General features: G+C 71.1%; 20 protein-coding genes and 1 pseudogene. 6 read left to right on the top strand and 15 right to left on the bottom strand.

The annotated features are described in order from the left end of the window. Nucleotides 1-144 precede the first annotated feature (144 nt). Nucleotides 145-879, bottom strand: coding sequence for a hypothetical protein (locus OIE49_RS32250; RefSeq protein WP_326805376.1), 735 nt, complete (start codon nucleotides 877-879; stop codon nucleotides 145-147). A gap of 245 nt (nucleotides 880-1,124) precedes the next feature. Here OIE49_RS32250 and OIE49_RS32245 point away from each other — a divergent pair, with 245 nt between their 5' ends. After that, entirely contained in the window at nucleotides 1,125-2,243 is a 1,119-nt protein-coding gene (locus OIE49_RS32245; RefSeq protein ID WP_326805375.1) for an MFS transporter, read from the top strand. Between the two features lie 8 nt (nucleotides 2,244-2,251). Continuing rightward, the gene (locus tag OIE49_RS32240; RefSeq protein ID WP_326805374.1) at nucleotides 2,252-3,277 is read left to right on the top strand and encodes a sugar ABC transporter permease; all 1,026 of its coding nucleotides are present in this window, start codon (nucleotides 2,252-2,254) and stop codon (nucleotides 3,275-3,277) included. On the opposite strand, the gene OIE49_RS32235 is transcribed toward OIE49_RS32240, so the two are convergent. Beyond that, nucleotides 3,274-4,446: an acyl-CoA dehydrogenase family protein gene (locus OIE49_RS32235; RefSeq protein WP_326805373.1), complete on the bottom strand. Its 1,173-nt coding sequence runs from the start codon at nucleotides 4,444-4,446 to the stop codon at nucleotides 3,274-3,276. The two genes, OIE49_RS32240 and OIE49_RS32235, sit on opposite strands and share 4 nt — an antisense overlap. Nucleotides 4,447-4,565: 119 nt before the next feature. On the opposite strand from OIE49_RS32235, the gene OIE49_RS32230 reads away from it, so the two are divergent. Next, entirely contained in the window at nucleotides 4,566-6,308 is a 1,743-nt protein-coding gene (locus tag OIE49_RS32230; protein ID WP_326805372.1) for a CoA transferase, read from the top strand. Next, on the top strand, nucleotides 6,305-7,978 hold the full coding sequence (locus OIE49_RS32225) for a class I adenylate-forming enzyme family protein (RefSeq protein ID WP_326805371.1): 1,674 nt from the start codon (nucleotides 6,305-6,307) through the stop codon (nucleotides 7,976-7,978). The genes OIE49_RS32230 and OIE49_RS32225 overlap by 4 nt, the downstream gene beginning before the upstream one ends. A gap of 77 nt (nucleotides 7,979-8,055) precedes the next feature. Here OIE49_RS32225 and OIE49_RS32220 read toward each other — a convergent pair whose 3' ends face one another. The 11 genes and pseudogenes from OIE49_RS32220 to OIE49_RS32170 form a co-directional block, all read right to left on the bottom strand. After that, nucleotides 8,056-8,874, bottom strand: coding sequence for a metal ABC transporter solute-binding protein, Zn/Mn family (locus OIE49_RS32220; protein WP_326805370.1), 819 nt, complete (start codon nucleotides 8,872-8,874; stop codon nucleotides 8,056-8,058). After that, nucleotides 8,832-9,701 (bottom strand): metal ABC transporter permease, encoded by an 870-nt coding sequence (locus OIE49_RS32215; RefSeq protein WP_326805369.1) that lies wholly within the window; start codon nucleotides 9,699-9,701, stop codon nucleotides 8,832-8,834. Before OIE49_RS32215 ends, OIE49_RS32220 begins: the two co-directional genes overlap by 43 nt. Next, on the bottom strand, nucleotides 9,698-10,333 hold the full coding sequence (locus OIE49_RS32210) for an ABC transporter ATP-binding protein (RefSeq protein ID WP_326805368.1): 636 nt from the start codon (nucleotides 10,331-10,333) through the stop codon (nucleotides 9,698-9,700). The genes OIE49_RS32215 and OIE49_RS32210 overlap by 4 nt, the downstream gene beginning before the upstream one ends. A gap of 279 nt (nucleotides 10,334-10,612) precedes the next feature. Further along, complete coding sequence (locus OIE49_RS32205) at nucleotides 10,613-11,131, bottom strand: copper chaperone PCu(A)C (protein WP_326805367.1); 519 nt, start codon at nucleotides 11,129-11,131, stop codon at nucleotides 10,613-10,615. 70 nt (nucleotides 11,132-11,201) lie between these two features. After that, on the bottom strand, nucleotides 11,202-13,484 hold the full coding sequence (locus tag OIE49_RS32200; RefSeq protein ID WP_326805366.1) for a heavy metal translocating P-type ATPase: 2,283 nt from the start codon (nucleotides 13,482-13,484) through the stop codon (nucleotides 11,202-11,204). Further along, entirely contained in the window at nucleotides 13,484-13,741 is a 258-nt protein-coding gene (locus OIE49_RS32195; RefSeq protein WP_326806381.1) for a hypothetical protein, read from the bottom strand. The genes OIE49_RS32200 and OIE49_RS32195 overlap by 1 nt, the downstream gene beginning before the upstream one ends. Nucleotides 13,742-14,219: 478 nt before the next feature. Then, nucleotides 14,220-14,429, bottom strand: coding sequence for a DUF6243 family protein (locus tag OIE49_RS32190; protein WP_093896585.1), 210 nt, complete (start codon nucleotides 14,427-14,429; stop codon nucleotides 14,220-14,222). Between the two features lie 366 nt (nucleotides 14,430-14,795). Next, nucleotides 14,796-15,212 carry a hypothetical protein gene (locus tag OIE49_RS32185; RefSeq protein WP_326805365.1) on the bottom strand — a complete coding sequence of 139 codons (417 nt, stop codon included), beginning with the start codon at nucleotides 15,210-15,212 and terminating at the stop codon, nucleotides 14,796-14,798. A 66-nt stretch (nucleotides 15,213-15,278) separates the two neighbouring features. Beyond that, the gene (locus OIE49_RS32180; RefSeq protein WP_326805364.1) at nucleotides 15,279-15,596 is read right to left on the bottom strand and encodes a hypothetical protein; all 318 of its coding nucleotides are present in this window, start codon (nucleotides 15,594-15,596) and stop codon (nucleotides 15,279-15,281) included. Nucleotides 15,597-15,623: 27 nt separating this feature from the next. Then, nucleotides 15,624-15,728 (bottom strand): annotated as a pseudogene (locus OIE49_RS32175) (putative dsRNA-binding protein); the annotation flags it as partial. A gap of 65 nt (nucleotides 15,729-15,793) precedes the next feature. Beyond that, nucleotides 15,794-16,663 (bottom strand): recombinase family protein, encoded by an 870-nt coding sequence (locus OIE49_RS32170; RefSeq protein WP_326805363.1) that lies wholly within the window; start codon nucleotides 16,661-16,663, stop codon nucleotides 15,794-15,796. Nucleotides 16,664-16,889: 226 nt separating this feature from the next. On the opposite strand from OIE49_RS32170, the gene OIE49_RS32165 reads away from it, so the two are divergent. Both OIE49_RS32165 and OIE49_RS32160 read left to right on the top strand, forming a co-directional pair. After that, on the top strand, nucleotides 16,890-17,060 hold the full coding sequence (locus tag OIE49_RS32165; RefSeq protein ID WP_326805362.1) for a hypothetical protein: 171 nt from the start codon (nucleotides 16,890-16,892) through the stop codon (nucleotides 17,058-17,060). Nucleotides 17,061-17,379: 319 nt separating this feature from the next. After that, nucleotides 17,380-17,754 carry a hypothetical protein gene (locus OIE49_RS32160; RefSeq protein WP_326805361.1) on the top strand — a complete coding sequence of 125 codons (375 nt, stop codon included), beginning with the start codon at nucleotides 17,380-17,382 and terminating at the stop codon, nucleotides 17,752-17,754. A gap of 144 nt (nucleotides 17,755-17,898) precedes the next feature. Here OIE49_RS32160 and OIE49_RS32155 read toward each other — a convergent pair whose 3' ends face one another. Continuing rightward, on the bottom strand, nucleotides 17,899-19,116 hold the full coding sequence (locus OIE49_RS32155; RefSeq protein ID WP_326806380.1) for a transposase: 1,218 nt from the start codon (nucleotides 19,114-19,116) through the stop codon (nucleotides 17,899-17,901). Continuing rightward, nucleotides 19,088-20,860 (bottom strand): DUF4158 domain-containing protein, encoded by a 1,773-nt coding sequence (locus OIE49_RS32150; RefSeq protein WP_326805360.1) that lies wholly within the window; start codon nucleotides 20,858-20,860, stop codon nucleotides 19,088-19,090. Before OIE49_RS32150 ends, OIE49_RS32155 begins: the two co-directional genes overlap by 29 nt. Between the last annotated feature and the right edge of the window lie 10 nt (nucleotides 20,861-20,870).

Raw genomic sequence — 20,870 nt, 5'->3', positions numbered from 1 at the left:
GCATCCGGATCGGGCCGGCACTGGGCACGGCGGATCCGGTGTTGGCGTGGGAGTGTGGCGGGCATACGCGCGCATGGCTGCGTAAACCCGTTGCCCGGGCCGTCCGGGCGTGGCGCACACGGACGGCCCGGGGAACCGGCTGTCTCAGACGACAGCGGTCCCCACGGGCGGACCCCGAGAAGTGATCGCGTGAGCAACGAGCAGCCTGCGCGGCGTACGGGCACAGCAGCTGCGGCGAACGTGGTTGTTTGGTCGGTGTGGTGGTGCGGGCAGCGTGATGGGCAGCCGCAGGGGTGCGGCCAGCCATCCGGCCACGGCGCGAAGAATCCGGAAGGCGGCGCGTTCTCCGTAGGCGAGCCACAGGCCGCACATCAATGCGGCCAGCAGGTGGGCGGCGAGCATTCCGGTGGTGGACATCCCGCCCATGACGTGACCTGTTCCCGTCATGGAATGCGGGGCGCTCAGCGACTCCAAGGAGGAGCCCGCCTGGGTCATGTGGTCCATCGCGTGGCCCATATGAGCCATCGAGCCCACGTAATCCATGAAGGGAGAGCCGTCACCCATGCCGTCCATAGCCATGGATTCCATGGGCATCGACGGCATCTGAGCCGTGGACGGTGTCGACAGTTCCTGCGCGTACGAGAACCACACGTGCAGTGCCGCCTGGACGGCCACCGCGACGGAGAGGACGAGGAGGAGTCCGCGCTCCCGGCCGGCCAGGCATAACGCCGTACCACCGCTCACCACAGTCGCCACGACAAGAGCCCACCAGGGAACTGCGGTGTCCGACATCAGGACGTGCCCCAAGGTGGCGAGCAGCACACAGACGGCCGCGAACACCGCGGCCCGTATCGTGCGCGAACACCACCCGACAGTCATGGCGGCTCATCCTCGCATCCTGGCTCTGCCCGTCACGAGGGGATACGAGAACTCCCCCGGCCCCACGCTCAACACTGTCCCCGTAATACACGTCACAGTAAAGGGCGGGAACTCGAGGAGAGTTGAGTCCGACTGCTGTCCCGGGAGGTGCGTCTGTGACGACGGAACAGGCGGGACGGGCCGGACAGGCGGCCGGATCAGGGGCACGGAGGTTAGGTACCCTGACCGCGCTGCTGACATGTGCCATGGCTTTTTCGATGATGCAGTTGTTCCTGCTGGGGGCACTCGGCCCCCGGCTCGTGGCCGAGTTGGACGTCTCACCGACCGCACTGGGGCTGACGACCACCGTGGGGTTCAGTACGGCGGCCGTGCTCTCCCCAGTCGGAGGGCGGGTGGTGGACCGGGTGGGACCACGGCGTTGCCTGGTGACCTTGCTGGCGGTGACGGCGGTGGCGCTCGCGCTGATCGGGTCGGCTCCCGGTGCCGGATTCCTGCTGGCGGCCGTCGCGCTCGGCGGGCTGCCCCAGGCGCTGGCCAACCCTGCCACGAACAAAGCGATCCTCGCCGCCGTACCGCCCGCCCGGCGCGGTTCGGTGACTGGGATGAAGCAGTCGGGGGTACAACTCGGTGCGTTCGCGGCCGGGCTGCCACTCGCGGCGCTGGCCGGATTCACCGGGTGGCGGGGTGCTGTGTGGACGGCGGCGGGCACCGCGGTGATCGCGGCGGTGTGGGCGGCGCAAGCGTTGCCCCCTGATCCGCCGGCGAAGTCCACGCCGGCGGTCTGGGTGCCGCGAGGCATGATCGCGTGGCTGTCGGTGTTCTCGCTGCTGCTCGGTTGCGGCATCGCCTCGGTGAACACCTACTTGGCGTTGTACGGCACCGAGCGGCTCGGTCTCGGTCCCACCGCGGCGGGTGCGCTGGTCGCCGTGCTCGGTGTGGCGGGGATCGCGGGCCGGGTGGGCTGGTCGAAGGTCGCAGGGCGACCCGGCCAGGCGCCCTGGCTGCCGGGCTTCCTGGCCGCGGGCGCGGTGGCGGCGGCCCTGCTGCTGGCCGGTTCGTCGTCGTTCCGTCCGCTGGTGTGGGCGGCGGCCGTGGTGGTGGGCGTCTTCGCCGTGGCGGCGAACGCGGTGTCCATGGTCCTGGTGATGCAGCGAGCCGCGCCCGGCCGCGCGGGCCAGGACTCGGCGCTGGTCTCGGCGGGCTTCTTCGCCGGATTCACGCTCGGGCCGCCGCTGTTCGGGGTCCTGGCGGAGTCCGGGCGGTACGGGGGCGGGTGGCTGCTCGTGGCGGCCGAGTTCGCGGCAGCCGGGACGGTGGCGCTGCTGTGGGCCGTACGGGAGCGTCGGGCGGGCGTAGAGTCATGAGGGCACGCATGGATGAGAGCACACCCCCGTCGAAGGACCGGCAGGCGTCACCCGGCCCGCGAACCGCACCCGCATGGGCCGCCCCGGCCCTCGCCTCCGTCCTGGCCCGGGTCGCCGTCACCCGCACCGAGGTCGGCGACCGGTTCCCGCTGTACGCCGACCCTGACACCGGCACGTGGAAGACGACCGCGCGCGGCTCCTGGACCGGTGGATTCTGGGCGGGGCTGCTGTGGCTGCGCGCCCGGTACACCAGCGACGGCGCCGACCGTGCGGCCGCGCGGGCCTGCACGGCCCGCCTGGCCGACTGGGCCGAGGCGGACACCGCCGCCCGCGGACTGATCTTCTGGTACGGCACTGTCTTCGCTGACGAGGACCTGGGCCTGCGGGAGCGGGCCGCCCGGGCCTGCCTGAACGACTTCATCCCGGAACTCGGTCTCGTGCCGTGGGGTTCGGCGTTCGGCGGGCCGCGGCTGACGGCCCGCGTGGACGGCGTGCCCGGCATGGTGCCGTTGCTGGCGGCGGCGGACCTGGAGGCGGCTCACTCCCATCTGCGGCGGCACGTCGATCTGTGCCTCGGTGCACGACCGCTTCGCTGGTCGTGGCGGCATGACCCCGGTGCGGGCTGGATCGCGTGCGCCGATCCGCCGCCGGGCTGGAGCCGAGGCCCGGCCTGGCTGCTGCTCGCGCTCGCCGAGGCGGCGCACCTGCCGGGCGGCGACGAATTCTCCGGTCATGCCGCCTTGCTGACACGGCAGCTCGTACCGCCCGCCGACGCCGCTCACCCCGAGGGCCCTCGCGACACCTCCGCCGCCGCCATCACCGCGCTGGCGCTGCTCGGCCTCGGCCACCGGGACCGTGCCGTCGCCGTTCTGGGGACTCTGGTCGGCACCCGTCTGACCGTCGATGGCCGCCTTCTGGACGGCTGTTACGACCTGGCGACCGGAACAGCCATCCGGCAGGAGCTGATCTGGGGTGACTTCTTCCTGGCTTACGCCCTCGCCGCGCTCACCGGCCTCACGGCTCTATCCCCCTAGGCCGGATCCGTCCGCAGCAACCGCCGTGCCACCGAGGTGATGTGCAGTTCGTCCGGGCCGTCGAGGACGCGGGCGGCGCGGCCGGCGCGGAAGAGGGCGGGGAGCGCGGTGTCCGGGCCGAGGCCAGCCGCGCCGTGGACCTGGATCGCCGCGTCGGCCACCAGGTCGAGCGTGCGCGCGGCGGCGACCTTCGCAAGGCCAACCTCCACATGAGCGTCGGCGCCCGCGTAGAGCCGGGCCACGGCCTCGTGGACCAGAGGCCGTGTCGTGCGCAGGGCGAGCAAGGACTCGAAGACGAGGCGCTGGACGAGTTGCAGGTCGCCGAGCGGACCACGGGAACGGGTGCGGGTGACGGCCCTTTTCCGCATGAGTTCGAAGGCACGGCCGGCCTGGCCGAGCCAGCGCAGGCTGCGCAGGGTGCGGCCGAGTTGGAGCCTTTCGGCGGCGACGGCGAGGGCCTTGCCGCGTTGGCCGATCAGGTGGTCGCGGTCCACTGCGACGCCGTCGAGTTCGATCTCCGCCTGTCCGGTCGCGCCGAGGACAGGCAGTTCGCGCACAACCCGGAAGCCGGGTGAGGTGGCCCGAACCAGCAGCAGGGACAGGCCGTCCCGGTCGGGGGCTCGGCCGTCCGTGCGCGCGAGTACCGTGATGAGGTCTGCTTCGGCGCCCCCGCTGACGAACCATTTGCGCCCGGTCACGTGCCAGTTCCCGCCCTCACTTTCATCGGCGCGGGTGGTGGTGAGGAAGGGGTCGGTGCCAGGGACGTCCGGCTCGGTCATCGCGTAGCAGGCCCGCAGGTCCCCGGCGACCAGCGGTGCGAGATAGCGCTCACGGACGCGTCGGCCGCCGTGCCGCCACAGCATGAGCGCGTCCAGCAGCGAGGCCGAGCCGAGTGCCGCCGGGCCATGGTCACTTGCGCCCTCGGCTTCCGCGACATGGGCATACAACGGCAACGGCAGCCCCTGGCCGCCCAGTTCCTCCGGGAGGGGCAGCGCCCACAGACCCTCGGCCTCAGCCTCCTTGCGCAGCCGTCGCAACGCCGCCGCCGCGTCCGGGCCGCCGCCGTCCAGGACCGCCTCGCAGGGCACTACCCGGGCACGGACAAAGTCCGCCACCTGGTCCCTCAACCCCTTTATCTCCGACGGGCATTGCGGACCACCGAGCGTCATGTCCCACACCTGTCCCTCACCCCTTCGGGAACTCCGGCTCCTGCCGGTCCGACTATCTGTTCGTGGAACTGGTCGGGGGCGACCGCTCCTGGGTTCCCGCGCGTCAGGAAAGGAGGGCCATGACCTCACCAGCCACACCGGCCATCGCACAGACGACGGCCCGGCCGCTCGACGGGCTGCGCCTGGACACCTCGGGCCCGCAGGGGCCGGCGGACGAACTTGTCACGGAGCACCTGCGGCTGCTCGGCGCGGAGAGCGCCGGACACACCGGCGGCCATATCAGGCTTTCCGGAGCGGAGTTCAGCGGGATCACCGCCCGCACAAGGTGGGGCGACGAAGCCGTCGACGAGGCGACCGTGCAGGCGGCCACCGGCGTCATGGCCGTGCACGGTCGCCGCGACGGCACCCCACGCGGCGTGGCCGTCGACTACACCGCCACCGCCACCGGCGTCCTGGCCGTGCAGGCCCTCCTGACCGGGCTCCTCGCCCAAGCGCGCGGCGGACGGCTCACGGAGGCGGAGGTCAGCGCCGAACGGGCCGGGCTGCTCGCCGTCTCGCAGTACCTGGCCGCGGCGGGGGCGGAGGAGGATGAGGCCGCCGAAGTCGCCCCGGGCGGACCGCCGTTCACCTCCGCCGATGGGGTCGCCTTCGAGCTGGAGACACTTGACCCGGGCGCGTGGGCCGCCTTCTGGCGTGCGCTGGGCGCTCCGGGGGACGCGATACGGCGCGGCTGGCGGCCCTTCCAGTTCCGGTACGCCACGGCCTGCGCGCCCTTTCCGCAGTCGCTGCACGACTCCGCTCGGACCGCTGTCTGGGAGCTGATCCGGGATGCGGCCCGTTCCTCCGGTGCCGAGGTGTGCCGGCTGCGCTCGCTCGCCGAGCGGGCCGCCGAGTACGACGGGGCCCCGCCGTGGGAACTGAGTCCGCGTCACGCTTCCTATTCCGGCGTCGCGACAGGATATGCCTACGCCCCTCTCGCCGGCCTGACCGTCCTGGAGGCCGGCCGCCGCATCCAGGCGCCGCTCACCGCGCATCTGCTGGGCCTGCTCGGCGCCGAGGTAGTGCGGATCGAGCCGCCCGGCGGGGATCCGCTGCGCGGCATGCCGCCCGCCTGCTCGGGCGTATCGGCCCGCTGGCTCGCGCTCAACCGTGGCAAGAAGGCTGTCGAGGTGGACATCAAGTCCCCGGCCGACCGCGAGCGGCTGCGCGCGATGGCGGCTCAGGCCGATGTCTTCCTGCACAACTGGGCACCCGGCAAGGCCGCCGAACTCGGCCTGGACCACGAGCACCTGGGCGCCGCCAATCCCGCGCTCGTCTACGCCTACACCAGCGGCTGGGCCGGACGGCTGCACGACGCCCCGATGGGCACCGACTTCATGGTGCAGGCCCGTACCGGGGTCGGCGAGGCCGCACGCCCCGCCGACGAACCGCCCGCACCGTCCCTGATGACCCTGCTCGACGTGCTCGGCGGGCTCATAGGTGCCGAGGCCGTCCTCGCGGGGCTGCTGCTGCGGCAGCGCACGGGGGCCGGTGTGCGGGTGGACTCGTCTCTGCTGGGGGCCGCCGATGTACTCACCGCGGGTGCTCGGGCGCGTGCCGCGCAGGGCCTCGATCCGCGCCGGCCGGCGGGGTTCCGCCGGCCGCTGCCCACCACCGACGGCTGGATCGCACTCCCGGACCGCTCCGCGATCCCGTACGACGTCCGCGGCCTGTCCACAGCGCAGGCGCTGGAGCGGCTGCGCGGGCACGGTGTGTCCGCCGTCCCGGTCGTCACCGACCTCGCCGACCTGCTCTCCTCCGGCTCGATCAGCCACGACGCACACGGCGCCCCCGCCGTGCCCGACCCCTGGAGGTTCGCATGACCGTCGCCTTGCACGACCTGCTGCCCGCCGAACTGCGCCGTACCTGGGCCGTGGACGGCACCTGCCCCGACCTCGACCTCTACAGCCTCTACCGCGCCCGCCGCATCGCCGATCCGCACCGCACAGCCGTCCTCGACGCCAAGGGCACACTCTGTTACACCGCGCTGGACCGCAAGGCCCGATGTCTCGCCGCCGGGCTCGCCGGACTCGGCATAGGTACCGGTGACGTCGTGGGTGTCCAACTGCCCAACGGACGCGACGCGGTCGTCGTCGATCTGGCGCTGGCGGCCCTGGGCTCGGTCGCTCTGCCCTTCCCCGTCGGGCGCGGCGGGCGCGAGGCGGCCTCACTGCTGCGCAGATCGGAGGCGGTCGCGGTGATCGCGGCGGCCGAACACCGAGGCAACCACCACGCGGCCGACCTGCTGGCAGTCGCCGATGAGTTGCCCGCACTGCGGACGGTGATCGCCTCGGGAGCCGCGCCCGAAGGAGCCGTCTCGCTCTCGAAGTTGCTGCGCACCGACCCGAAGACCCTGGTCCCGGCCCGCCCCGACCCCGATTCAGCCGCCCGCATCCTGGTGTCGTCCGGCTCCGAGGCCGAGCCGAAGATGGTGGCCTACTCGCACAACGCGCTGGCCGGCGGACGCGGCAACTTCCTCGGCTCCCTCATCCCGGACGGGCGACCGCCGCGGTGCCTGTTCCTCATCCCCCTGGCCTCCGCCTTCGGCAGCAACGGCACCGCCGTCACCCTCGCCCGGCACGGCGGAACCCTCGTCCTGCTCGACGCCTTCACTCCGGAGGCCGCGCTGGAGGCACTCGCCGAGCACGAGCCCACCCATGTCCTGGGCGTGCCGACCATGATCCGGATGGTGCTGGACCGCATGGCCGAAAACAGCCGGCCGGACTTCACCCCGCCCACGGCGGTGATTGTCGGAGGCTCCCCGCTGGACCGGGCCACGGCGGCGGAGGCACGCGAGGCCTTCGGCTGCCCGGTCGTGAACCTCTACGGCTCGGCGGACGGCGTCAACTGCCATACCGGACTGGTGGATGAGTCCTCCGATAGTGACGGGCGGCCCGGCATCGCCGCGGGACACCCCGATCCCCGAGTCGCCGACATACGGATCACTCTCCCCGGCACCCACGAGCTGGAGGAGGTCTCCCGGGGCACGGTCGGCGAGATCGTCGCCCGCGGCCCGATGACCCCGCTGTGCTATGTCGCCGCGCCCGACCTCGACACCCGCTACCGCACGGCGGACGGCTGGGTGCGTACCGGGGACCTGGGACTCATCGACCAGGATGGGACGCTGAGGGTCGTTGGGCGGCTGAAGGACGTGGTGATCCGCGGCGGGGCCAACATCAGCCCCGCGGAGGTGGAGATCGAGCTCGCCACGCATCCCGGTGTGCGGGACGTGGTGTGCGTGGGGGTCCGCGACCCGTTGATGGGTGAGCGGCTCGCGGCGTGCGTCGTGCCCAGGGACGGCGCGGCGCCCACGCTGGAAGGGCTGTGCGTCCACCTCGGCACCCGTGGTCTGGAGCGGCGCAAGCACCCCGAACGACTACTGGTGCTCAGCGAGTTGCCTCTGACGCCAGCGGGCAAGCCGGACCGGGCGGCGCTTCGGGAACAGTGCAGTGCTCGGGCGGAGGAGCAGCTGCCTCTGGCGTCGGCCGGCTGACCCACTGGTGAGCGGGAGGGCTGCCCGGTTGACACCTCGGGCGGCCCTCCCTCCTGGTGTCCGCCAACTCCTGCGGCTCAGGAGGCGGCCATCGCCTTCTCCACCACCGTCGCCGCGTTCTTGTACACGGCCAGCAGATCCAGGTCCCTGTCCGGGTAGTTGACGATCTCCACCTGGTGCGCACCTGAGTCGGGGAGCACCTTGCCTGTCGTCATATGAACATTGTCCAGGACCAGTTGCGGCTTCTTCTTCGAGAGGTCGGACAGCTGCTTGGCCGTCACCGCGTCAGGGCCGTACGTACCTATCAGGTTCGCACCCGCCATCTTCGCCGACCATGTCGAGAACACCTGGGCGACGGTGGTCGGCGCCTTGCCGTCCGGCCAGGCGGCCTTCAAGTCCTGCTGCAAGGTGGCGTACTCAGTGTCGAAGGACTTGATCCACTGGGCGGCAGCCTCTTCGGTGCCGAACATCTTGCCCAGACGGGTCACCTCGGCCTTCGCCTTGTCGGCGTCGTTGTCGAGGTTGACCTCGACCAGCTCGGCGTTCGACCCGGCCGCCTCCTTGAACTTCGCTGCGTAGGGCTCGAAGGGCGCGTACAGCACGAAGTCGGCGTCTGCCACGGCCGCCAGGTCGGACGGCTTCGGGTCGTAGTCGGGCGCGTGCTGCACCGACTCCGGCACGATGACCTTGACGTCCTTCGCTCCTGCGGCCTTGGCGAAGGAACCCTCCCAGCTCGTGGTGGCGACGACGAGCGGGGCGCCCTCATTCTTGCCCCCGGGCTTCGCCTCGGACGAGGAGGACGGCGAGGTGTTCTGGCCGCCGCAGCCGGTGACTGTGAGCGCGGTGCCGAGAGTCAGTGCGAGGACGGAAGTGATACGGACGCGAGTGCGCGCCATGAGCTGATTCTCCGTTCGGGTACGAGATGCACGGCGAGGACGACCACGCCGGCGGTCAGGACGAGGACGGGACCGGGAGGCCAGTCGAAGCGGAGCGCGACGAGGAACCCGGTCAGGTTCACGACGACACCGATGCCGACCGCCCAGACGGTGATGGACGACAGGGAACGGCCCAACCTCCGGGCGGCGAGGGCAGGCAGAAGAGTGAGCGCGTCGACGAGCAGGGCACCGGTGAGCTTGATGGCTCCGGCGACCGACACCGCGACCAAAATCAGCAGCAGGAGAGTGAGCCGCTCGACGCGCACACCCGAGGACAGGGCGAGCTCACGGTCATACAGGAGGAGTGCGATGTCCCTCCTGCGCCACCAGAGCAGGCCCGGCACTGCGATGGCCAGGCAGGACAGCAGCCACAGGTCCGCGGTGCCGACCGAGAGGATGGACCCCCACAGCAGTGCGAAGGCTCCCGCCGCGTTGACGCCCGAGACGGCGAGCACGAGCAGCGCGGCCGCGATCGCCAGGCTCATCAGCAGGCCCATCGCGCCGGACAGTCCGTCCGGGGTGCGGGCCAGCGGTGCGACCCCGGCTCCGGCGAGCGCGCACGCCACCAGCGCGCACAGCATCGGGTCGAGTCCGGTCAGCAGAGCCACCGCGATGCCCAGCAGCGCCACGTGCATCATCGCGAACCGCACCGGCATGATGTCGAGGCCCACGATGACGACCCCGATCACGGGCAGCCCGACGGCCGCCACCAACAGGGCGACGCCCGCGCGCTGGACGGGCACGAGTTGCAGCAGCTGACCGACGTCGGCCGCGGCCAGGAGGCTCATCGGACCTCCCGCAGCCGGCCTGCGGCCATCTCCAGCACCCGGTCGCAGCGGTCGGCGAGGGCTCGGTCGTGTGTGACGACCACGACGGTCGCCGGCAGGGACAGCAGCACGTCGGACGCTTCCTCCTGGCCGGAGAAGTCGAGCGCGGCAGTGGGTTCGTCGGCGAGCAGCACTCCTGCGCCCGCGGCGACGCAGCCGACCGCCCGTGCCAGGTACATGCGCTGGAGCTGGCCTCCGGACAGCGTGTGCAGCGGCCGGTCGGCGAGATGCCCGACACCGAGTTTGTCCGCCGCCCCGGCCGCCTCGGCGGCAGAGGTGCTGCTCGCCAGCAACTCCCGGCCCAGCAGCGGAAACCGGCCGGTCGCCGGTTTCTGCGGGATCCACGCGCACGCCCGGCGCCGCCACGCCCACTCGGCCGCGTTCCCGGTGTGCCGCCCCCCGACCAAGATCCGGCCGGCGAACTGCCGGTGCAGGCCCAGAACGGCGCGCAGCAGCGTCGTCTTGCCAGACCCGTTGGTACCGGTCAGTGCCACCCGCTGCCCCGCCGCGATGTCGAGGCACACGTCGCGTACCGCCTCGACCCGGCCGTGCCGGCACACGACGTCGGACATCCGGACGTCCAACCCCTCCATGCCACCTCCATGCTTCATCACCACAGCAGTCGGATGGAGAGGCCGGTGAGTTCCCCGGGGCTCTGCCGGGCAATAGGGGCACGAGGGCAGGGCGCTGCTCCATTCACGCTGTACCGTCCCGATCGACAAGGCTGGCAGCGGGGGCGCGCAACGACTTGCGTGGGGGCGGACTTGGACGATGGGCTCCATTCAATTGATCTGCACCGCCAAAGGGGGTTCGCCTCGTCGCAGGGGCACGCTCTCCGCCGGGCCCGCACGCCTGGGCGACCCCGCTCAAAATCACGCCCCGTCCTGGCCGGGCCGGACCACCACCGCGAGGGCCTCGACGCGCCCCGCGTGCTCGAAGTGCAGGGTGAACGGCACCAGATCGCCGGCCTGCCACCGGCGGGTGACTGGTACGGTCACGTCGCCGGTGTCCGGTGACATGTCCAGCGTGCCGCGAGCCGGAACCAGCAGACTGTCCGTCGTCTCACGGTAGGCCGACGCCCCCTTGGTCATCCGGTGGCGACTGAGGGAGATCTCTCCTGTGACGGCGGGCGACGTCACCTTCACGAGCCGGTCCGGTGCGTCGCCCGTGTTGGCGACCTTGAAGAACGCGGCGGTCTCGGACACGTTCCCGAACGGCAAATGGAGTCGTGCGTGGGTGACGCCGATGCGCGGTGGACTGCCCGCGTTTCCGGTCGCGGCCCACACCGAAAGCCCGCCCAGGGCGAGGACGCAGGCGCACACCGGAGCGATCGCCGCGAGCAAGGCGTCGGTGAGGCGACGGCGAGTGGGGGCCCAGGGGTGGACCGTCATGGGCGGGGACTCCCGGTCGTCGTCGAGCGGCGGGGACGTATGGAACCGCCCCCGGCGGAGGAAGAGGACATCACGGTGTGCGCCGAGGGGCCGGCCGTCGCTTGCGCCCGGGCGCGGGGGACGGCTGCCAGGCGCGCAGCCGCAGGCTGTTGCCGACCACGAGCAGGGAGCTGACGGACATCGCCGCAGCCGCGAGCATCGGGTTGAGGAGACCGACCATGGCGAGCGGTACGGTGACGACGTTGTAGCCGAACGCCCATGCGAGGTTGGTTCGGATGGTGCCGAGCGTGGTGCGGGCGAGTCGTACCGCGTCCGCCAAGGCCTCGATGTCGCCGCGGACCAGCCTCACGTCCGCGGCGCCGATCGCCACGTCCGTGCCGCTTCCCATGGCGATGCCCAGATCGGCGCCGGCCAGGGCGGCGGCGTCGTTGACGCCGTCGCCGACGACGGCGACCCGGTGGCCCTGGGCCTGCAACTCGCGGACGAGGGTGGCCTTGTCCTCGGGCTTGCAGCGGGCGTGTACGTCGTCGATGTCCAGATCGGCTGCGACGGTCCGGGCGGACACATCGCGGTCGCCGGTGGCGAGGACGGGGCGCACGCCCAGCCGTCGCAGCCGGTCCACGGCCCGGTAGCTTCCCGGTCGCAGGACGTCCCCGATCTCGATCAGGGCTTCGGCCCTCCCGTCCACCCGGACCATGACCGCCGTGTGCGCGGCGGCCTCTGCGGCCGACAGGGCATCGGCGAGTAGCGGGGGCAACTCGTTTCCCGGAACGAGGACTTCGACCTGGTGCTCCTCGACCCGGCCGCGTACGCCACGCCCCGGAACGGCGGCGAAGTCACGCACACCGGGCAGGCGCTGCTCACTCAGGATCCGCCCTGCGTATGCCGTGACGGCCCTGCCGAGCGGATGCTCCGAGCCCTGTTCGACGGCGCCCGCCAGGCGCAGCACCGCCTCCGTACCGAGTCCGTCGGCCACGGCGGTGACTTTGGCGACGCTCATGTGGCCCGACGTGAGCGTGCCGGTCTTGTCCAGCACCACGGCGTCGATGTGCTGCAGTCCCTCCAGAGCCTCGGCGCCCTTGACGAGGACACCCAGCTCGGCACCCCGGCCGGTCGCGGCCATCAGCGCGGTCGGGGTGGCCAGGCCGAGCGCGCACGGGCAGGCGACGACGAGCACGGCCACGCAAGCGGTGATCGCGGTCTGCGGCTCCACTCCGGCACCCAGCCAGAATCCCAACGTGGTGGCGGCCAGCGCCAGCACCACCGGGACGAACACTCCGGCGACCGTGTCGGCGAGGCGCTGGGCCCGCGCCTTCCCGGCCTGGGCCTCGGTCACCAGCCGGGTGATGCGGGCCAGCTGGGTGTCGGAGCCGACCGCGGTGGCCCGCACGAGCAGCAGCCCGCCTGCGTTGACGGCTCCGCCGACCACCGTGTCGCCCGGACCGGCCTCGACCGGCTCGCTCTCTCCGGTGACCAGCGCGAGATCGACGGCGGAGCTGCCCTCCACCACCGCGCCGTCGGTGGCGACGCGTTCCCCGGGCCGGACCACGAAGACCTGTCCGACCCGCAGTTCGTCTATGGGAACGCGCCTTTCTACCTCGCCATCGCGTACCGACACCTCCTTGGCCGCGATCCGGGCCAGCGAGCGCAGTGCCGCTCCCGTTCCCCGGCGGGCCCGCGCTTCGAGGAAGCGGCCCGCGAGCACGAACAGCGGCACCCCGACGGCCGCTTCCAGATAGAGGTGCGCGACACCGTGGGAGGCGGAGGGTACGAGACTGAACGGCATCCGCATGCCCGGGGCGCCCGCGCCACCGAGGAAGAGCGCGTACGCCGACCAGGAGAACGACGCCGCCACGCCCAGGGAGACCAGCGTGTCCATGGTCGCCGCCGCGTGACGCAGCCCCCGCACCGCGCGCAGATGGAAGGGCCGGGCCCCCCAGACGGCAACGGGTGCGGAGAGCACGAAGCACAGCCACTGCCAGTTGCGGAATTGCAGACCGGGGGCCATCGACAGGACGAGCACGGGAACCGCGAGCAGTGCCGTGACGATCAACCGGTCGCGTTCCTGCCGCAGTTCCGCGGGCTCGTCCTCGGACCGGTCCTCACGGCGCGCCCGGGGCGGCTCGGGCAGCGCGGCCGTGTAGCCGGCCTGTTCGACGGCGGCGATCAGCTGCTCCGGGCCGACCTGCTGCGGATGACTGACCCGGGCACGACCGGTGGTCAGGTTGACGGTGGCGGTGACGCCGTCCAGCCTACCGAGCTTCTTCTCGACCCGCTTCACACAGGCCGCGCAGGTCATTCCGCCGACGGTGAGATCGGTGACGGCCTGTTCGGACGCAGCTTCGGCGATCATCAGCCCCCGCCCCCATAGTGGTGCATGTCCATGCCGCCCATGTCCATGCCCCCGCCGCCGTTGCCGCCCGTGCCGTCCTGGGTCGTGGGGGTTCCGTGCATGCCGGGGGCCACGGGCCCGACAGACGCTCCCACCGCGTAGGAGACGGTGAACATCAGGACCAGCAGCAGGAGGAACCCGCACAGGGCGGGCGGCGGCAGCATCCTGAGTGACGCCTCGGCCGCGGGGCCGTCAGCGGGTTGCGGGGTCTGGTCCATCACCGAGTCTCCAGGTCGCGTCATACGGCAACAGTGCTGTCAAGCTGCACCACTTCACCGGTCGGACGCATCGGCGTCCCAGTTCCCCGGCAGATCTGTGACACGGGTCACGGTTCGATGGCGCTGATGCGAGTGAGGCACCGGGTCGCCCGGACCGGTCCCTTCTCCCCGCTCGTCGGCATCCTCCCTGGTCGACGACACGGCAGGCGGCAGGCTCGACGGGGGGCCGACGCCCGCACCACAGGGAGGGACATTCGTCGACAGGGACGGAACGAAGCCGTTCGGCCCCGCCCCGTCCTCACATGATCGCCCGGCCGGTCCTGCTGAATCTGTGGCTGCCCCGATTGGTCGGCTGAGACGCGGGTGCTCGGCCGAGAGCTGAGCGAAGCAGGCCGCGCCCGGTACGGCAGCAGGGCCCGGACCACGTATCGCGGTCCGGGCCCTGCCCCGTGCGGTGCCGCCCTGCGGTGGCGGTGCGTCAGCTCTGTGCGGTGTTGTCGCCCGTCTGCCCGGCGCCCTCGGCTGTGCCTGCCTTCTCGCGCATCTTGCGCACCAGCTCCGCCTTCTGGTCGGCAGCACCCTGGCGGTCGAGGTTGCGGTGCGGACCGTTGTTCTGCCGTTCGGCGCGGGACAGCTTCTTGCGCTGGCCGCCGCCCATGCCCACGGGGTTGTTGATGTTCTTGCTCACGGGTTCTCCCGGAATGTTGTGAAGTGATCTACGGATTCATCGGTGGGGGACGGGCACGGCGACGTCGAAGGACGTCAGCAGGGGCCCGTCACGCTCTCACTCGTAAATCGGCGTCTGGAAGAACATGAACAAGACGTTACCTGGTCCCGCCGGCTCCGCATACCAAGTTTTTCGCCGTCCCGGCGTCGGCCGGGCCTTCGGTGAGCGCCCAGGGGCAGCCGTTTCCTTAAGCCGGCGGGGGCGCTGCAGCGCCATTCCTGTCACGCCCTTGCCACGCTGAAGCGGTGCGAAGAACGTGGCCCGACTCGCGTTACGGGCTCACGAATACGGCTGCTTGTCCTGTGCTTCCGCAGGCCCGTCGGCGAGTTACTCAATGAGTCGTCGCCGGTCCTTCGGCCCGGAGGCGTAGGCATCCATGCCTGCGGCGGCCAAGGGATGAAGGGGATCTGTCTCGAGATCGCCGTGCAGGCGCAGCAGTACATGGTCGTCACCGACCAGGCAGTCGGTGTACGGAAGGGTGTGCGACAACAGGCGTGCGAAATCGTCGCACGCCGCCCGGACGTCCACCCTGTCGAGGCCGAGCCAGACGTGCAGCGTGCCGTCCTGAACCGTCAGCTCGACGTCGATGCGGGTATCGGCCGCCTCGGCGGCTTCGCCGCCCCACTTCAGGGTCTCGTCCAGCGCGCCGAGGTGGATGGGGAGCGGGCGGAAGATCTCCTGACGCATGTCGTCGCGGACCGTGACGCCGGTGGCCGGGGCCTGATCGCGCCACCAGTCCTGCACGACGTCGCGAACGGAGGCGGCCTGCGGCCCGCTGCTCAGCGCTCGCCGTACGGCCTCAGCCCCGTTTCACCGAACCACTCTCGCGACGTCGGGGACGCGGACGTGGGCGGCGAGGTGGTTCACCACGTGCGAGCCGTGGTGGGCGAGGAGGTGGTTGTCGCGCTGGCGGGCGGCGGTCGCCGCCGCCTGGTTCTCGTGGACCCAGGAGGCATGGGTGAGGGCTTGGGCGAGGAGCCCATCCGCGCGATGCCCAAGCTCGAACATCGCCGCCAGGTCGCTCACGGCGTCCCGCTGCCGGTTGCCCGGCTGCGCGTAGGGCAGCGGCGACGCGGTAGGCAGGTTCGCGGGTGTCGCCTTCCGCTCGGCGCCCGCCGCCGCAGCCACCCTCGGGTATGCGTCGAGCAGCGCTCGCGCCGCAGCCGCCCGCGCCGCCTTCTTGGACTGTCCGGTGCCTTCCGCCGTGCGGCCCGTTCCGGTGCGGACGGCGGCGCGGAAGACCTTGCGGTGGTCCGGGCCCTCCTCGTCGTAGTCGTAGGCCCTAGAGTCCTAGCTCAGACACCAGCCGCAAACTAGCCGGATGATCACGCGTCCGCCGCCCTGGCGGCCTGTTCGTCGTGCTCCCGCAGCATCCGCATGACGGTGGCGGGCGAGGGGTGCTGGCCCCTCTTCGCGCCGGTGGTGATGACGAGGCGCTTGGCGATGTCGCGCAGGCTCATCTCCTGGTCGCGTAGGTGGAGGGCCATGGACAGCATGCCGTCGTCGGTGACCCCGGTGCCGCCGATGGTCTTACCGCGCTTGCGGGCGGACTCGTGTCCTTCGAGGGTGCGGTCGCGGATGTACTCGCGCTCCATACCGGACATGGCCGCGAGCACGGTGAACACGACGCCGGAGGGGTCGTGTGAGCCCTTCAGCTCGCCGGTGAGGAACTCCAGGCCGACGTCGCTCGCCTTCAGCTCCTCGGCGAGCATGGCGAGTTCGATGCCGCGGCCGAGCCGCTTGTGCTCGTGCACGACGAGGGTGACGGCGACGCCGGAGGAGCGGATCTCCCCGGCGAGCTTCACGGCGGCCTCCAGCTCGGGGCGCGTGCGGGCGCGGGTGGAGATCTTCTCCGAGAAGACCCGGGTGACCCCGGCCTCGCCGAGCGAGTCGAGTTGTGCGTCGAAGGACTGCCGGGCGGTCGAGGCGCGGGCGTAGCCGAGGCGGACGTGTCCGACCGGTTCGGCGCTGGCGCACACGGGCCGGGGCAGCTCGGTCCACGCCGAGCCCGGCTTGCGTACGGCGGGCGTCGGCACGCTGAACAACTTGGCGAGTTGGGGCAAGAGGCGGAAGCGGGCGGTGTGGTACTGGATCGCCACCTTGCCCTTGCCGGTCCGGCACGGGGACCCCGCGGGGGCGGCGCAGGTGGACATCGGGCAGTCGTGCGATTCCACGCGCTTGAAGTCGTCGCTCACAAGCCCGGACTGTTTCATGAGGGTGTTTCAGACGTCCAGTCATTTGCAACAACTCATGAAACATGATCGCCGCAGGTGGACGACCGTGCGGCCGGGTGTTTCACGAGCGACCACCTGTGAAACGGTCGGCAGCGCGGTGCGCACGTCAACAACCTGCCCCGAAGAACACCCCGCAGTTCCTCGGAAGAGATCCGGGGCCCTGCACCTGGCCGAAAGGATGGTCGGCATGGCACGTAGCAAGATCCAGCCCCTGGGGCACTGCTCCCGCTGCACCCGCGCCTGCTGGAAGGGAGCCGATGACGCCGCCCGCTGGAAAACCAAGTTCGACAAGGGCATCCTGGTCGGCCTGCTCTGCCCGGAGTCCCGACACACGAGGAGAACGCCGAGGCGGACGTGAAGGCCGCCACGCTCGACTACGCAAACACCGCGCCGGACACCGACAGGCGCTAGAAGATCGCCCCCGTCGGTGGCTGGAACACCGTCACAGCCATGGGACACCCACCCGTCCAGGAGGACAGGACGGTTCACCTGGCGCCCGCGGTCGAGTCGGCCGAACTCCGCGTCGCGGTGCGGCTGCAGAGCGATGGCCCCGGCCTCCTTCAGGACGCGCCGCGGCGGACTTTGGCCGAGCCTCACGCTGAGACCGGCCCGCTCGATCCAGGCCTCGATCTGCGCGCGGCGTCGGGCGGGGCGCCGGTCTGTAAGATCCCGGCACCATGAAGAGCCTGATCGTGCTGGGTGCGCCGTTCGTCGTCTTCGTCATGCCGACGCTCCTAGTCTGGCTGCTGGGGCGCCGAGCAGGCGTTCCCGCCTGGACACGTGCGCTGTTCCTGTCAGCCGGCTGGCTGACCGTCATCATGGGGTGGATACTTTCGCAGCGTGCGCAGCCCTTTCTGTTCCCTGAAGAGTCACCGTGCCACGGGACGGGGGCGGCTGTCTCGCAGTACTTCCCGCCCGACTCGTTCTGCCTCCACAGCGACGGTGAGCTGAGGTCGGTCAACGGGCCCGCCGCCCAGTTGCTGTTCTGGACGGCTGCCGGGACGACGGGAGCGGCAGTCGTCGTGGCGGCCCGGACCCGCCGACGGACGTGAACCGCAGGCGCCTCTGCCTCACGCTGAGACGACACCGGGCGCCCCCGGGATCAGCGCGGCGCCCCCCGGGAACCAGCGGGGCGTCCCGTAGTAATCAGCCCGGCACTCAGCTCATCCGGGGGGCGGTGAGGTCGGCGAAGTCCTTCATCGTGTCTCCGTGCTCGATCGGTCGGCGGCATCCGCCGGGGTGCGGGGGCCGGGCACGGCGGCGGCCAGCCCCAGGTCGAGGCGCTTGTTCATGTCCAGGCGGAAGGTGCCGTACGGGTTGACGTTGGACCAGAACAGCGCGGTCAGGCCGCGCCGGTCCTCGTCGCTCAGCTTCTTCGCCCAGGCCGGTTCGGCCAGGACCTGCTGCACCAGCAGGGTATTGACGTGCACGAGCGCGGACTGGAGCAGGTGCAGGACGAGCATCGACGTCTCGGCGTGCTCCTTGTCCGGCCCGGTGAGGGCGCCGTCCTTACCGTAGTGGAGGACGGTGTTCGCGCTGTTCCAGTTCTCCACGACCTGAAGCCCGCCGTGGATCTCCCGCCACAGGCCAGGGCTTGCGAGGTAGTCGCAGGCGAAGACCGTACGAACTGCGCGGCCGAGTTCCTCGAGGGCTTGGTAGGTGGGGTGCTTGGGGCCGCCGCGAGTGAAGCGCCGCAGGACCTGCTCCGCCTCGGCGGTGCCGAGCCGGAGCGCGGTGGCGTACTTGACCATCTGGTCGTACTGCTGCTCGATCAGCTCCCAGCGGATCGGCCGCGTCAGCGAGGCGCCGAGCGTCGGCCAGCCGGGCAGGGTGTCGTCCGGGCGGTACAGGCGGATGCTGCCGATGTTCTTCAGCCGCGGCAGGAGGCGGAAGTTGAGCAGTTCGGTGAACGCGAACCCGACCACGCTCGCGCCGTGGGTGTCGACGTAGTTCGACTCGATCTCGGCGTCCGTGCAGTGCCGCAGCAGGCCCTCGATCATCGCCGCGACCTCGGACGACGAACAGCTCTTGAGCTGGGAGTAAATGCAGACGTTCTTCCGCTCGACGTGCCAGTAGATCATCACGCCGTCGCCGCCGTAACGGGCGTGGTACTCGGTCATGAAGTTCGAGGACCAAGACCCGAACTTCTTCGAGTCTGACGCGCACGCGGTGCCGCGGCCCCACCATGCGGTGTCTCGGGCGGCGAAGGTGGCGTTCACCAGTCTGGTGACCGCGGCCCGGAGGTTGTCGACGGTGATGAAGTGCCGGCGCACGTGCCGCAGCGCTGCCTCACTCTCGCCGTGCTCGCCGGTCGCCACGATCGCGCGGATGCCCATGTTCGTGCCCAGCGCGAAGAGTGCCAGCAGCAGGCGGCGCTGGAGGACGTCACGCTCGATGCGCTCGTAGGCGGCCACCGAGGAGAACTCCTCGGTGAAACCGGTGAGGAAGTCGGCGTTCTTCAGCACGTCCAGGAGGTCCAGGACGCCCCAGCGGCGCGCGACCTCCTCCTTGAGGGCCGCCAGGCCGGTGGGCTCGGCCAGCGGCTCCAGCTTGGGCACGGTGATCCACGGCTCGCCCTTGCGGGTGGTGACCTTCAACCCCGCCCGCGCTGCCGTCCGCGAGCGCGCCGGACAGCTGGTCCAGACCCGCGGTCATGCGTTTCTTCAGGTCCGCGATGAACGCCCTCGGATTGAGCGGCTGGCGGATCGCGGCGTAGTGCACGGCGCGGGTGGCCTCAAAGTCGCCGGGCAGGTCGTCCTCCGGGTTGCGCCAGCGCGCGGCGCCCTCGACGTAGATCTCGCGGCGCCGTACGGCGTCCCGCAGCGCGACCAGGACGCACAGCTCGTAGGGGATGCGCTCGACTTTTCCCTTGTCGTCGACGACCGCCTCGCGCCAGTCCTTGCGCACCACGCCGTCCATGGGCACGTCGTCGCCGGCGTCGTAGAAGCGGGTTTTGCCGTCGACGTCGGCGTATTTCTTCAGCAGCTTCATCGCGTCCATCACCGGCCGGTACGCGGTGTTGTTGCCCCTGAAACCCAGCGTGTTCAGCAGCGGCGGCAGCATCTGCCGGTAGTACGAGCTGTACGACGACCGGAGCGTGGTGCGGACCTTGGCCTTGAAGACCTTCTCGTTCGCCTTCGCCTCGGCCACCAGCTCGCGCAGCGTCTTCTCCCCGACCACCGGGAACAGGGCCCGGCGTACGACCTCGTCGGGCTTGTCGACGGCGGCCGTCGCCAGCTTGAAGAGGATCCCCTCCTTGCCGCGGACCTTCTTCAACTCGGCGGTGAGCTGCTTCTCCACCCGCCGCTCGGCGCGTGCGTTGATCTTGTGAACCAGGGCGACCAGCAGGGCGACCAGGGCGTCGGTGATCTCCGCCTGCCGGGACGAGCACAGCGCCGCGAGCAGGGTGATCCGTACGTCCTCCGCCGTGTCACGGAAGTCCGAGGGGTACATCTTGATCGCCCGTGCCCGCCAGGCGGCCACCAGCTTCTCCGAGCAGTCCGTGAACAGCCCGTCGGGCAGCCCGAGCTTGCGCACGTCGTTGAGCTTGGTGATCTCCGTGAGCAGGGAGTCCAGGCCGACCGCGCCCGGGTCGCGCTTGAGCGCGGCCAGCAGGGCGGTACCCGCCTCGTTGTCCTCGGCCACCAAGGACAGCAGCCGGGCCGTGCCCGCCTCGCCCAGGCGGCCGACCGTGCGGGCGCAAAACGTCTTCTCCCACTTGCCCCGTGCCGCAACAAGGACCTTCTCGACCCGGGTCCGGCCCGGCGGCTCGATCTTCCGGGCCCGGCACTCGACCAGCAGGGCCTCGCGCTGCCGGTCCTCCACCAGCTCGACCGGACAGACCTCCACGGCCAGCCACTCGGCCAGCGCCTTCTCGTCCGCGACCGTCGACGGCCGGAACCCCAGGGCCTCCCGGATCTGCTTGCGGTGGTACTCGGCAGTCCGGCCAACCAGCGTGTACTTCGCGAAGTCCGTGGCCGGGACCTTCACCAGATCGGCGACGTACTCCACCGCGGCCGGCGGCACCTCCTCCAGCACATCGGGGAACCGGCCTTCCAGCTCGAAAAACTTCAGCAAGAGGCTGAAGCCGAGCCGGGTCGTCCCGCTCTTGTTCGCCACCAGGTCCCAGTCGCCGTCTACCAGCGTCCAGTTCGCCAACAGCTCCTCT

The sequence above is a fragment of the Streptomyces sp. NBC_01788 genome (assembly GCF_035917575.1).
GTDB lineage: Bacteria > Actinomycetota > Actinomycetes > Streptomycetales > Streptomycetaceae > Streptomyces.
This window is presented reverse-complemented; position numbering and strand designations above follow the sequence as displayed.

Bases quoted from the DNA above. Each gene is read 5' to 3' on its own strand.
- OIE49_RS32250 (WP_326805376.1), bottom strand. From the start codon at position 879: ATGACTGTCGGGTGGTGTTCGCGCACGATACGGGCCGCGGTGTTCGCG.
- OIE49_RS32245 (WP_326805375.1), top strand. From the start codon at position 1,125: ATGGCTTTTTCGATGATGCAGTTGTTCCTGCTGGGGGCACTCGGCCCC.
- OIE49_RS32240 (WP_326805374.1), top strand. From the start codon at position 2,252: ATGGATGAGAGCACACCCCCGTCGAAGGACCGGCAGGCGTCACCCGGC.
- OIE49_RS32235 (WP_326805373.1), bottom strand. From the start codon at position 4,446: ATGACGCTCGGTGGTCCGCAATGCCCGTCGGAGATAAAGGGGTTGAGG.
- OIE49_RS32230 (WP_326805372.1), top strand. From the start codon at position 4,566: ATGACCTCACCAGCCACACCGGCCATCGCACAGACGACGGCCCGGCCG.
- OIE49_RS32225 (WP_326805371.1), top strand. From the start codon at position 6,305: ATGACCGTCGCCTTGCACGACCTGCTGCCCGCCGAACTGCGCCGTACC.
- OIE49_RS32220 (WP_326805370.1), bottom strand. From the start codon at position 8,874: ATGGCGCGCACTCGCGTCCGTATCACTTCCGTCCTCGCACTGACTCTC.
- OIE49_RS32215 (WP_326805369.1), bottom strand. From the start codon at position 9,701: ATGAGCCTCCTGGCCGCGGCCGACGTCGGTCAGCTGCTGCAACTCGTG.
- OIE49_RS32210 (WP_326805368.1), bottom strand. From the start codon at position 10,333: ATGGAGGGGTTGGACGTCCGGATGTCCGACGTCGTGTGCCGGCACGGC.
- OIE49_RS32205 (WP_326805367.1), bottom strand. From the start codon at position 11,131: ATGACGGTCCACCCCTGGGCCCCCACTCGCCGTCGCCTCACCGACGCC.
- OIE49_RS32200 (WP_326805366.1), bottom strand. From the start codon at position 13,484: ATGATCGCCGAAGCTGCGTCCGAACAGGCCGTCACCGATCTCACCGTC.
- OIE49_RS32195 (WP_326806381.1), bottom strand. From the start codon at position 13,741: ATGGACCAGACCCCGCAACCCGCTGACGGCCCCGCGGCCGAGGCGTCA.
- OIE49_RS32165 (WP_326805362.1), top strand. From the start codon at position 16,890: ATGGCACGTAGCAAGATCCAGCCCCTGGGGCACTGCTCCCGCTGCACC.
- OIE49_RS32160 (WP_326805361.1), top strand. From the start codon at position 17,380: ATGAAGAGCCTGATCGTGCTGGGTGCGCCGTTCGTCGTCTTCGTCATG.